Here is a 12,381-nt window from a genome sequence, read left to right as displayed (position 1 = left end):
CTCCCGGCGGCTATGCGCTCAGGCGGCCAGCAGCGCCGACATGCGCGTGGCCAGGAAGCTTTCGAAATCCGCGGCCACTTCCGGGTGGCGCAGCGCGAATTCGACCGTCGCCTTCAGATAGCCGAGCTTGCTGCCGCAATCGAAGCGCGTGCCGTCGTAGCGATGCGCGAGCACCTGTTCGTCGGTCAGCAGCGACTGGATCGCGTCCGTCAGCTGCAATTCGCCGCCGGCGCCCGGACGCAGCGCGCGCAGGTGTTCGAACACCTTCGGCTTGAGCACGTAGCGGCCGACGACGCCGAAATTCGACGGCGCCTTCGCGGGCTCCGGCTTCTCGACGATTCCGGACAGCTTGAACAGGTTGTCTTCCCAGCGCTTGCCGTCGATGACGCCGTACGACTTCGACGCCTCGGGCGCGATCTCTTCCACGCCGATCACCGACGCATGGTAGTGATCGAAGACGTCGATCATCTGGCGCAGCACGGGCGTCGGGCCGTCGAGCAGGTCGTCGGCGAGGATCACCGCGAACGGCTGGTCGCCGACCAGCTTTTCCGCGCACAACACCGCGTGGCCGAGCCCCAGCGCTTCGGCCTGGCGAACGTAGAAGCAGTCGACATGGCTCGGCTTGATGCTCCGCACGAGCGACAGCAGCTTTTCCTTGCCGCGCGCCTCGAGTTCGGCCTCGATCTCGTAGGACTTGTCGAAGTGGTCCTCGATCGCGCGCTTGCTGCGGCCGGTCACGAAGATCATTTCGGTGATGCCGGCGTCAATGGCTTCCTCGACCGCGTATTGAATGAGCGGCTTGTCCACGACAGGCAGCATCTCCTTCGGGCTGGCCTTGGTCGCAGGCAGAAATCGCGTGCCGAGACCGGCAACCGGAAATACGGCTTTCGTCACTTTCAACATGATTTTCGAATTCCATCCGTTCAGGGCTGTGAACAACAATGCGGGGCGCGGGCGGCGGCGCGGGAATTCCGTCGTCGCTCGCCGGCGCCGTGCCGCGCGTCAATGAATCCGCGCGCCGTCGGAAAATCGTAGGGACATTCCGGTTCGGGGGAGTGACCGAATCTAGGTCGATTCCGACAAAGGCGAATCGCGCGTTTCGAATACGCAATGGCGGCTTTACGGTGTGTCGGATGCCATCTAGGAATTGTCGGCATGACGCCGGCCGCGTGACATAGATTCAGGCATCTACTACTGGACGGGCCGGTCGCGGCGCCGCGCATCGCGGCCGCGGCACCGCCGTCGCGCGGGAGCGGCCATGACCGGACACGGCGATATCTTCGATGCAATCGCGGAATTCAACCGCGCCTATCTCGTGCTTGCGCAACGCATGTTGCGTACAGACTTCGAGCAGGGCAAGCGGCAATTGGGGATTCCGGACGACGTCGCCGCGTCCATCGCCGCATTGACGCAGCAGCAGATCGATGAAATTGCGGAAAGCGGCGAATTGTTCTGCGAATTCCGCAGTGAAAACGCGCCGGGCCGCGCGTGAATCGTTTTTTGTTTTTTTAATGGATGGCCGGCGGCGCTTTTCACGATGTTGCATCGCACATCGACGGCGGTCGTATTGCCGCGCTCGTCCGGTCCTTTTGAAACGCCATGAATCAATGGAGGAAGTGCATGTCCGGTTATCGCGAATTGAAGGCGCAAGCCGACGCTTTGATGAAGCGCGTCGAGGAGGCGCGGCTCGCCGAACTCGAGAACGTGATACAGGAGGTTCGCAACCGGGTCGCCGAATACGGGCTGACCGCCAGCCAGATATTCGGCCGCTCGGCCGGCGCCGGAACGAGGCGGGGCCGCAAGGCCGCCGCCGCGCCCAGGTATCGCGACCCGAAAACCGGCGCGACCTGGAACGGACGTGGCCGCGAGCCCGGCTGGATCAAGGGCGGCCGTCGCGAGCGCTTCCTGATCGAGCGCAGCGCGGGTTGAGCGCGCGGCGCGCGAGCCGCTTACGGATAGTCGGTGAAGCGCGACGTCGGCGCGGGCAGCGCCGGTGTCGCATACCCCGGCACGCTCGCGCGGAATTGCTGCAATAGCCCGTTGTCGATGCGGCTCAGCCCGTTGAGCTGCAACTGCACCAGCACGCGCGTCCCGGTGGTCGGCGACGTGGTGCTGTTGTAGTTGGTGTATTTCTGCAGCGCGAAGCTGACGGCCCAGCAGTCGGCCGCATACTGGAAACCGAGCAGCCCGCTCACCAGCCGGTGCGCGGCGAGGTCGTAGTCGACCGAGCCGACGCCCGACAGCGCATGCGTGAGCGGCCATTGCGCGGACAGCAGCACCTGGTTCTCGGGCTCGTCGTCGAGCGTCGCGTTCGCGCGCGCATACAGGTAGGCGAGATTGATCACCTTGCCGTCGGCCGGCTTCCAGTCGATGCCGGCCATGGCCTGGGTCAGCTCGTTGCTCGACTGGTTGTATTCGGCCGCCTGCTGCAGTTCGAGGCCGGCGCCGATATGGAGCGCCGCGCCGCCGATCACGCTGGACGGCCCGACCGTCGGCGGCGTGTCGCCCGGCATCGTGACCTGCGACGTACGGAAGTCGTACGCCTGCGCGAGCACGAAGCGCGCCAGCTCGACGCCGCTGCCGGCATCGATGAAGCGCGTGGTGACGCCCGCCGTCAGCCGGTTCATGTCGCTCACGCGATCGCCGCCGACGAAGCGGTTGCTCGTGAAGATCTCCGCGAGACCGAAGTCGAGCGGCGCGGTGTCGAACACCGGTGCGAAGGTCTGGTTGCGGTACGGCGTATAGACGTAGTACAGCCTCGGTTCGAGCGTCTGGATCATGTCGACGCCGAACAGCCGCACCGCGCGCTCGAACGTGGCGCTCATGTCGAGGCTCGCGGTCGGCACGTTGACGGTGAAGTTCTTCGGCTGGCCGGCCGGCGCGTCGCTGCCGATCGACGTCAGGTCGTACGACGCCGCATGCCACTGCAGCTTCGGTATCACCGACCAGCCGGGCGACAGGATCGGGTAGCTGACGTAGGTGTCGAACGTCATCCGGTTGCCTTCGGTCGAATCGGCGGTCGGGATCGTGAAGCGCGTCGCGTCGACGTCGGCGCCGAAATCGAAGCCGCCGGCGTCGTAGCGCGTGTATTTCGCGTTGAGCTCCGGTTCGCGGTTGTAGGGCGGCGTGGTCGTGAACGACTGCCAGTTCTGCACGCGCGCGAGCACCGACCACGGGCCGTGGTTGTACGTGACGCCCGCCTCCTGCTGGAACAGCGTCTGCGAGCCGACGACGAGCGAGTTGGCGCTCGAGAAATCCGACGGGACCGACGCGTCGGACACGCGGTTGTAGTTCGCGTACGCGGCGAAGCCGTTGCCGAGGTCCTCGCGGTGCTGGAATGCGATCGAGTAGCGGTTGGTGTGCGTCGTCGCGTCGTCGGGCAGCACGCTGGCGGACAGCGAGCCGGAATAGGTCGAGCCCAGGTAGCGGTAGTCGGTCGTCAGCATCGCGCCGCGCTTGGTCATCAGCCGCGGCGTGACGGTCAGGTCGTAGTTGGGCGCCAGGTTGAAGTAGATCGGGACGGCGATGTCATAGCCGTTCGTCGAGCTGATCGCGAACGTGGGCGGCAGGATGCCGCTCTTGCGCGCGTCGTTCAGCGGAAACGACATCCACGGCGATGCGAACACCGGCACGCCCGCGAAGAAGAGGATGCCGTCGTGCGCGACGCCGATACCCGCCGCATTGTCGAGATCGAGCCGCGACGCCCGGAGATACCACGCCGGATCGTCCGAGCAATGGCACGTCGTGTACGTGCCGTCGTAGACCACTTCGCGCGTGTCGTCGAGCAGGTCGACCCGCGTGCCGGAGCCCGAGCCGCCCGTCAGGTTGAAGCGGTAGTGGGGCGCCGTCATCGTTCCCGCGAAGCTGTCGAGCTGCAGGTGCGCGTCGGGGCCGGCGAACGCGTTGCCGTCGTGAACCACGAGCACGTGGCCGTACGCGTCGGTCATGTCCGTGTCGGCGTCGTAGTGGATCGCGTCCGCCTTCACGACCGACGGGCCGCGCCGCAGTTCGGCGTTGCCGTGCAGCGACAGGTCCTGGTCGACGGTGCCGCTGGCGGCCGCGCCGATCCCGAACGTCGTCGCGGCCTGGCCCGGCGCGAGCGGATGCTCGACGAGCTGCGACGCGATGCGCAGCCCCCATGCGTCGCCGATCCGGTACGGCTCGGCGGCGGCGTTCTGCAACTGCGCGTCGGCATCGCGCGGGGTGCAGAGCGCGACCGACAGCGCGACGTCGACGAGCAACGCGACCGCGCCGGCGCGCAGGCGCGCGACGATGCCGCCGCGTGGAGCGGAGCGCGGGCCGCGCGCGGGTTCAGAACGACGTGCCAATCTGGAACTGGAACTTCTGGTACTGGTCGCCGCTGTGGTGAACGATCGGCAGCGCATAGTCGATCTTCAGCGGGCCGATCGGCGAGATCCATTCGAGCCCGAGGCCGTAGCTGTACCGCAGCCCGTTCGCGCCGACGCTGTTGCCTTCGGTGCCCCACACGTTGCCGCCGTCCACGAACGTGAAGACGCGCAGCGTGCGGTCGTAGCCGGTGCCCGGCAGCGGGACGGTCATCTCGATGTTGCCGACCACCATCCTCGAGCCGCCGATCGGGTCGCCCGTCGTCGCGTCGCGCGGGCCGAGCGAGTTGGGCTCGTAGCCGCGCACGGAGCCGATGCCGCCCGCGAAGTAGTTCTTGAAGATCGGGTAGGGCTCGCCGCCGAGGCCGTTGCCGTAGCCGGCCTGGAAGTTCATGCCGAGCACGAGGCCGCGCGCGAACGAGTGGTAGTACTGCGCCTGCACGTCGGTCTTGTAGTACGACACGGAGCCGATCGGCGTGCCGTATTCGGCGTTCGCCTGCAGGTAGTAGCCGTGCCCCGGAATCAGCACGCTGTCGCGCATGTCGCGCGACCAGCCGACCGTGAAGGGCGCGACGTTCGACACGCGGCCGAACGTCTTCACGTAGTCGAGATAGCTCTGCGGGGTCGTCGAATCGACGTCGAGGCGATCCTGTTCGAGCCCGAGTCCGAAGTACACCATGTCGGTCTCGGAGAACGGGATGCCGAACTTCGTGTCCGCCCCGTACGAGATGATCCGGAAGCTCGTGTCGCTCGTGCTCGAGTAGTAGAGCGGTTGCGTCGTCCGGTAGTACACGTCGGTGATGCGCTTGACGCCGTCGATCGTGAAGTACGGATCGGTCTGCGACAGGCTCAGGGTGCGCATCGTCGTCGCGGTGTTCGCGTTGACGGAGATCGTCTGGCCGCTGCCGAACACGTTGTCCTGCGACACGCCGGCCGAGATGATCGGGCCTTCGCCCGATCCGTAGCCGAGGCCGAGCGAGATCGTGCCGGTCGGCTTCTCGGTCACTTTCACCTGCACGTCGACCTGGTCGGCGGTGCCTTCCACCGGCACGGTCGTCACGTCCACGTCGGTGAAATAGCCGAGACGGTTGATGCGATCCTTCGACAGCTTGAGTCGCGACGAATCGAACCACGCATCCTCCATCTGGCGCATCTCGCGGCGGATCACCTCGTCGCGCGTGCGCGTGTTGCCCGAAATGTCGATGTGCCGCACGTAGACGCGCTTGCCCGGCGTGACCTGCAGCGTGAGGTCGACCGTGTGATGTTGCTGGTCGATCTGCGGCACGGTATTGATCGTCGCGAACGCGTAGCCGTATTCGCCGAGCTTGTCGATCAGCGCCTGCGTCGTGTCCTTGAGTTTCGCCGCGGAGAAGCGCTCGCCGGCGTGGATCGCGACGATGCGGTTCAGTTCGGCCTCGCGATCGAGCAGGTCGCCGGCCAGCCGGATGCCGGAGATCGTGTAGGGATCGCCCTCGTGCAGCGTGATGGTCAGGTCCATGTCCTTGCGGTCCGGCGACAGCGACACCTGGGTCGAGTCGATGTTGAACTCCAGGTAGCCGCGATCGAGGTAGTAGGCGCGCACGGCGTCGAGATCGGTCGCGAGCTTGTCCTTCGAGTACAGGTCGTCCTTCGTGTACCAGGAGAACCAGTTCGGCGTCGACATCTGCATTTCGTCGCGCAGCGTCGCATCGCTGAACACGTGATTGCCGATGAAGGCGACTTGCCGGATCTTCGCGCTCGGCCCTTCGATGACGGAAAACAGCAGCGCCACCCGGTTGCGGTCGATCGGGCTCACCGTCGTGGTCACTTCGGCCGCGTAGTAGCCGCGCGTCAGGTACTGGCGCTTGAGCTCCTGCTCGGCCTTGCTGACGAGCGACGGGTCGTACGCATGCCCGGACACCAGCCCGACCGACTTCATCGCCTTCTCGATCGCGTCCCGGTCGAACTCGTGCAGCCCGGCGAAGTCGATCGTGCCGATCACCGAGCGCTCGACGACGTTCACGATCACGACGTTGCCTTCCGTGCCGATCCGCACGTCGTTGAAGAAGCCGGTCGCGTAGAGCGCGCGAATCGCGGCCGACGCCTTGTCGTCGGTGAATGTGTCGCCGATCTTGAACGGCAGATACGAGAACACGGTGCCGGATTCGATGCGCGTCAGACCCTCGACACGGATGTCGTGGATCGCGAAGCCGCTCGACGCCGGCGCATCGGGCGCCGCTTGCGCAGCCGGTGCCGGTTGCGCGTGAACGGAAAATGCAGCCGGCGCGAGCCAGCAAAGCCGGGCAAGCCAGCCGAACCTCATCGAACGTGCTTTCACTGCCAGGCGATCCCTTCTTCGAATGTGTGGACGCGATGTGCGGCGTCGTTCTGCGAGTCACGCACGAGCAGGCGCGACACCGTGTCGACGTGTGACCGGGCCAGCAGATGCACGGCCGCATAGCCGTTGCCGCAGACGGCGTTCAGCGACAGCCCGGACGCGTAGCGGCCGTCGAGCCGGCAGCGGAAGATCGGGCGGGCGCCGAACGCGTGAACATCGCGGGTTCCGGCTGCTGCCGGCCGCGTGTCGGCCGGCAGCAGGTACCACGTGCAGGCGCCGAAATCGGACAGCGCATAGGTGGCGCGTTGCCGGGCGGGTGCGACGATCGGGGAAGGGATTCGCATGATGGCAGGTCCTTGTCGAAAAGGAACGGAAAGTCGCGATCCGGGGCAATGCGCCCCGCATCGTGTCGATGATTCGTATTGCGAAATAAATGGGGTTGGGTTAGACGATCCGGCGTGAATCCGGTCAGCGCCGGTCGCGCCTCAGTTCAGCATCGCGTGATTGATCGGCAGCGCCATTTCGGGCGGAGAGACGAGCGCCTCGACGAGGCTGTTCAGGTTGACGGCGGGCAGGGCGAACGCGATCCAGCCCATCCCGACATGACGGATCGACAGCACCGCGCCGTCGTAGTCGGCGAGCCGGTCGACGCGCCAGCACGGGTCGATCTGCAGCGGATACTGTCCTTCCGGCGGCTCGACCGGATGGGTCGGCTGCATCGCGGCTCGTGCGGTCGCGAGTTGCAGGATCATCTGGTCGATATCGTTGACGCCGAGGACGGAGGTCTGGCCGTCGATCGTGAAGCGGATCACTGGAAACCCGGATTCGGAGGAGACTTCCATGCGCATCGTGTGATACATGATCGGGCCTTTCACTTTCACTGTCGGGGAGAACTGCCGCCATCGGCGCGGCCGGTGTGCGGTGTGACGGAAGCATAGGTCACACGCTATCCGAATAAATTTCAGGATTGTTTCGTCATATTCAGGACTCCGGGATTCGCGCCTTGTAAGCGGAATGAATTGGAGATCGCGCAAGAGTGCGCGGTAATTATTGAGATATATGGCGACGCTGACATCGGTCGCTGTGCGCGATCGGTAACCGATGCCGCATGAGCGTGCGCGATCGACGGACATTGGGCGGAATTCCGCACCGGAAGTGCGTTTCGGCCTGTCTTGAGCCCGCAATATTTCAAATGATTGCGGTGAAACCTGGCGCTTCGACGCAAGGCATCGCGAAACGCCGGCCGTCGCGAACGGCGGCCGGCGCGTGTCGCGATCAGAACCGGTGACGAATGCCGAGGCTGACCATCTCCTGGCTGTCGGTGCCGGCGACGCCGTACGAGCCGATCGACGCTTCCGCGCCCGACACCGTGCCGTCCGCGTTCAGCTGCGTGCCGGTGGCCTTCTGCCATGCGCCGACGAGATACACGTCGGTGCGCTTCGACAGGCTGTAGTCGGCGCCGAGCGAGACCTGGTGATAGGACGCGCTGGCATCCCCGTTCGCATGCGTGTAGCTGTAGCCGAGACCGAGCAGCAGCGCCGGCGCGGCCTGGTAGTTGACGTAGGCCTGGCCGGTGTTGAACTTCTCGGTCGACGCGAACGCCGATTCCGCATCCGCCTTGTACGCCGAGTTGCTGTACGCGAGGCCGAGCGTATACGGGCCGGCGATGTAGCGCGCGGCGACGCGCGCGATATTGATCGACTTCGCGGTGGCGTAGCCCGAGTTGACCGGGCCGTCGAAGGTGCCGTCCGAAGTCGACGACCAGCCGGTGCGCGCGGCCGTCGCGTTCGAGTTGTCGGCCACGTAATAGCCCGCGGCCAGCGAGAACGGGCCGTTGTTGTACGAGGCCGCGACCGCCCAGGTCTGACCGGATCCGGTTTGCCCCGCGACGCCGCCGAGCGCGTACATCGTCTCGACCTGCAGCCCGCCGTAGCTCGGCGACAGGTACTTGATCGCGTTGTTGGTGCGCGAGCTGTTGTCGTAGTTGTCGACGTCGCCGGCGGTGGCGAACGTGCTGCCGAAGTAGTTGTCTTCGGTCAGCCCCTGGATCTGGTCGACGAGCGGATCGTACTGGCGGCCGAGCGTGAGCGTGCCGTACTGGGCGCTTTGCAGGCCGACGTAGGCCTGGCGGCCGAACAGCGACGTCGTGCCGTTGTAGGTGCCCATCTTGCCGTTGTTGACGTTGAAGCCGTTCTCGAGCTGGAAGATCGCCTTCAGCCCGCCGCCGAGATCCTCGCTGCCGGTCAGGCCCCAGCGGCTGCCGGACAGGTTGCCCGAGTAGAGGCCGACCTGGTTGCTGCCGGTGGGCGTGGCGTTGTGCGTGAACTGGAGCGACTCGTCGATGACGCCGTACAGCGTCACCGTGCTCTGCGCGTGCGCGGCCGAAAAGCCGGCCAGCAACGCGAGCGACAACAGCGATTTCCTCAAGATACCTTTCATCATGAACTCTCCTGGCATGTACCGGAACTGCTTTCCTTCCTGTCGAAGCGACCCGCCTTCGTCAGGAGCCGCCATTAGGTCATGACACAAATCCTGATCCGTTGGGATTCCACAACGACGGGTTTACCGCGGGTTTCCGCTTCGTTCATCCGTAATCTGATGGTTGTGTGCGCAACGTTTATCCGAGGCCGGATGAAGGGGCGGTCGGTGCGGCGCGAACCCCATCTAGCGGGGCCGCGCAGGCGTCGGCCGAATCCGTCGCGGTGCGCGGCGGCGCGCGATCGGGAATGCGTGCGTCAAATGCGGTAACGAAAACGCTCGCGAGTGAACGGCGGGATCCGGGCCGACAGGCAACCCGCGCGTTGCGCGGCAGCACGCGGCCGGTAAATGGCGGTAACGGGGCCGGTAAACCGGGTAATTCCACCGAAACCTACACTGGCCCGATGCGATGGACGAACTTCGACCCAACCTGACAGGAGCCACCATGAACTCGATGCAAGCTGTGTTTCTGCATTCCGGATACGGCGCGACCGACGGCTGGCTGTGGTCCTGCCTGCGCGATCTCGACGGCGTAACGGCCTACGACGAGCCGCTGCGCGCGATGGACGAGCCGGTCGACCGCGGGCAGTACGCGGGCGCCGGCCCGGGCGGCCCGCCGGACGCGGACGTGGCCGAGACGCTCAGGCGGGATGCGCTCGGCACGTCGCGCGCCGAAATGGCCTTTTCGGCGAACCAGTTCGAGGAAGCGACGCCGGAACATGCGGGCGAGATCGATCGCTTCCTGCGTACGCTGATGGCGCAGGCGTTCGATCGCGGCGACGTGCCGGTGTTCCGGTTCGGCGAATCGCTCGGCCGCCTCGCGTGGATGCGCCGCACGTTTCCGGACGTCGTTCACATCGTCGTCGCACGCAATCCGCTCGCGCAGTGGCAGTCGTGCTGCGACCGGCTCGTCGCGCAGCGCGACGGGGGCTGCATCGCGCTGCCGTTCCTGGCGCTCGCATGCGCCCGCAGCGTGCCGGCGGTCGAACGGGTGATCGTCGGCCTGCGCATCGATCTGCCCGACGACGTTCCGTGCGTCGGCGAGCGCCCGGCCGATCATTGCATCGAGTTCTTCAAGGCGCACGCGGCGTATGTCGGGCCGGCCGCCGCGTATCGCGCGTTTCTCGGCTACTGGCTGCTCGCGATGCGGCATGCGACGACGCATGCGGACGCGATCTTCGATTGCGACCTGGCGATCCGGTCGCATGCGTACCTGGGTGCGGCGCAAGCGTGGATCGGGAGCCTGACCGGATTGACGCCGTCGCTGCGCGCCGCGCACCGGAACCATGCGGTGCGCAGCCGGACGATGTCGTGCTCCGATGACGAGGATGTGCATCTCGCGGCGATGGAAATCGGCAGGATGCTGGTGCGCGACGGCTGCGCGCCGACCGACGCCCTCGCGCTGTGGGCGAGCAAGCTGGCCGAGGCGACGCTGGGCGCGCGCGCCGACGCCGATGCCACGACGGCGTACGGGCAGATGTGCGTCGATCAGGCGATGCGCATCGTCGATCTCGCGGCGGCCGGCAGTTTCGGCTCCGATACGGCGCTCGCGAGCGAACTCTCGATGATGAGGGCGGCGCTCGGCGGGTCGGCCGAGCAGGAGTCAAGCCGGCGCGCGGGGCCGTGGTCGCGGTTGACGAGCACCGCGCGCAGTTTCCTCGCGATGCGGCGGTAGCGGGCCGGATACGCCGGCGGGACGGCGGCGCGAACGGGGGCGGCGATCGTTTCGCCGCCCCCGTTCGCATCGCGCGGCCGTCAGCCCGGCGTGCGCGCCGCCTGCTTCGACGGCTGCGCGTCGAGCTGCGCATCCGACCACCCGCCGCCGAGATCGCCGAACAGCGTCGCCGTCGCCACCAGCCGCTCCTGCTGCACCGTCAGCGCATTTTCCTGCAGCCCGAGCAAGGTCGTCTGCGCGGTGGCGACCGTCGTGTAGTCCACGGTGCCGGCCTGATATTCGTTGAACGCGATGTCCGCGCCACGCCTGGCGTCGGCCACCGCGCGTTCCAGCACGGCCGCCTGCTCGGCCAGCACCCGCACGCTGACGAGATCGTCCTCGACATTCTGCAGCGCCCCGAGCACCGTGCCGCGATAGTTCGCGACCGCCGCGTCGTACGCGGCTTTCGCGGCCGCCACTTCGCCGCTGCGCTCGCCGCCGTCGAACAGCGTCTGCGACGCACTCGCCCCCAGCGACCACACGTAGTTCGCGACACTGAGCAGCCCCGCCAGCGGCGACGCGGAGAACCCGGCCGCCGCCGACAACGAGATCGTCGGGTAATAGGCGGCAATTGCCACTCCGATCGCCGCATTCGCCGACGCCATCTGCCGTTCGGCAACGGCGATGTCGGGCCGCCGCTGCAGCAGCGTCGACGGCACGGCGACCGGCACGTCGGGCAGCGCAGGCAACGCGGGGTGGTGCGGAACGTCGAGCGCTTCGGGGGTGCGTCCGACCAGCACCGCGATCGCATGCACGTACTTCGCGCGCGTCACGCCGAGCGCGATCAGGCTCGACTGTGCGCTTTCGAGCTGCGTCTGCGCGGCGACGAGATCGGACGGCGGGATCGTGCCGGCCTTGTCCTGGTCGGCGATCACGCGCAGGTACGCTTCGTCGGCCTTGACGGTCGCATCGAGCAGGTCGAGGTTCGCATCGGCGACGCGCAGGTCGATCACGGTGGTCGCGAGCGTCACCTGCTCGGACAGCGCCGCATTCGCGTAGGTGGCGGCGCTGGCCTGCGCGCTCGCCTTGCGTTCCTCGACCGTGCGGCGCACCTCGCCCCACAGGTCGGGCGACCAGCTCACGGTGCCTTCGAGCGCGCCCGCGTTCGCGACGGTCGGCGAGCCCGCGCCCGTCGTGCGCTGCCGGGTGGCCGACGTCGTCGCGGAAACGGTCGGAAACAGCCCGGAACGCGCTTCGCGCACCAGCGCGAGCGCCTGCTGGTAGTTGTAATAGTCCTGCCTGACCGTCTGGTTCGACACCGTGACGAGCGGCTCCAGTTCGTTCAGCAGCGGATCGTTGAACGCGGTCCACCAGTCGCCTTTCGGGCCGTCGGCGTCGGGCTTCGCCTGCGTCCAGCCGGGCAGCTCGCGCCAGGTCGCGGGCGTTGCCACGGCCGGGCGGCGATAGTCGGGGCCGACCGCGCAGCCGGCGACGGCCAGTGCGATCGCCGCACCGAGCGCGCAGGTTCGCAGCCGTCGCACGAACGGCGGCGCGGGTCGGGGAGAGAAGCGGGGGAAAGTCATGGG

The 12,381-nt window shown here is 66.9% G+C and carries 10 protein-coding genes; 3 read left to right on the top strand and 7 right to left on the bottom strand.

Translation table 11 applies throughout. The features are described 5' to 3' along the window. Positions 1–18: 18 nt before the first annotated feature. Positions 19–903 carry a UTP--glucose-1-phosphate uridylyltransferase GalU gene (gene galU / locus GQ57_RS28060; protein WP_034199603.1) on the bottom strand — a complete coding sequence of 295 codons (885 nt, stop codon included), beginning with the start codon at positions 901–903 and terminating at the stop codon, positions 19–21. Positions 904–1,258: 355 nt separating this feature from the next. On the opposite strand from galU, the gene GQ57_RS28055 reads away from it, so the two are divergent. Both GQ57_RS28055 and GQ57_RS28050 read left to right on the top strand, forming a co-directional pair. Continuing rightward, on the top strand, positions 1,259–1,492 hold the full coding sequence (locus GQ57_RS28055; protein WP_031397959.1) for a flagellar transcriptional regulator FlhD: 234 nt from the start codon (positions 1,259–1,261) through the stop codon (positions 1,490–1,492). Positions 1,493–1,620: 128 nt separating this feature from the next. Next, positions 1,621–1,929: an H-NS histone family protein gene (locus GQ57_RS28050; RefSeq protein WP_031397958.1), complete on the top strand. Its 309-nt coding sequence runs from the start codon at positions 1,621–1,623 to the stop codon at positions 1,927–1,929. 20 nt (positions 1,930–1,949) lie between these two features. Here the strand turns inward: GQ57_RS28050 and GQ57_RS28045 are convergent, their stop codons facing one another. The 5 genes from GQ57_RS28045 to GQ57_RS28025 form a co-directional block, all read right to left on the bottom strand. Then, positions 1,950–4,328, bottom strand: a complete 2,379-nt coding sequence (locus GQ57_RS28045) for an LPS-assembly protein LptD (RefSeq protein ID WP_235215141.1) — start codon at positions 4,326–4,328, stop codon at positions 1,950–1,952. Next, positions 4,312–6,648, bottom strand: coding sequence for an outer membrane protein assembly factor BamA (gene bamA / locus GQ57_RS28040; protein WP_081896785.1), 2,337 nt, complete (start codon positions 6,646–6,648; stop codon positions 4,312–4,314). Before bamA ends, GQ57_RS28045 begins: the two co-directional genes overlap by 17 nt. Before the next feature lie 11 nt (positions 6,649–6,659). Then, complete coding sequence (locus GQ57_RS28035; protein ID WP_034199602.1) at positions 6,660–7,007, bottom strand: hypothetical protein; 348 nt, start codon at positions 7,005–7,007, stop codon at positions 6,660–6,662. Positions 7,008–7,148: 141 nt separating this feature from the next. Next, on the bottom strand, positions 7,149–7,505 hold the full coding sequence (locus GQ57_RS28030; RefSeq protein WP_152601667.1) for a hypothetical protein: 357 nt from the start codon (positions 7,503–7,505) through the stop codon (positions 7,149–7,151). A 433-nt stretch (positions 7,506–7,938) separates the two neighbouring features. After that, entirely contained in the window at positions 7,939–9,105 is a 1,167-nt protein-coding gene (locus tag GQ57_RS28025; RefSeq protein ID WP_425322001.1) for a porin, read from the bottom strand. A gap of 481 nt (positions 9,106–9,586) precedes the next feature. Between GQ57_RS28025 and GQ57_RS28020 the strand changes: the two genes are divergently transcribed. After that, a complete protein-coding gene (locus GQ57_RS28020) occupies positions 9,587–10,816 on the top strand; it encodes a hypothetical protein (RefSeq protein WP_034199601.1) in 1,230 nt (409 codons plus the stop codon). An 80-nt stretch (positions 10,817–10,896) separates the two neighbouring features. Here GQ57_RS28020 and GQ57_RS28015 read toward each other — a convergent pair whose 3' ends face one another. Continuing rightward, positions 10,897–12,378 carry an efflux transporter outer membrane subunit gene (locus GQ57_RS28015; protein ID WP_081896784.1) on the bottom strand — a complete coding sequence of 494 codons (1,482 nt, stop codon included), beginning with the start codon at positions 12,376–12,378 and terminating at the stop codon, positions 10,897–10,899. Positions 12,379–12,381 lie beyond the last annotated feature (3 nt).

It is taken from the genome of Burkholderia sp. MSh2, from assembly GCF_000731655.1.
GTDB classification, from domain to species: domain Bacteria; phylum Pseudomonadota; class Gammaproteobacteria; order Burkholderiales; family Burkholderiaceae; genus Burkholderia; species Burkholderia paludis.
This window is presented reverse-complemented; position numbering and strand designations above follow the sequence as displayed.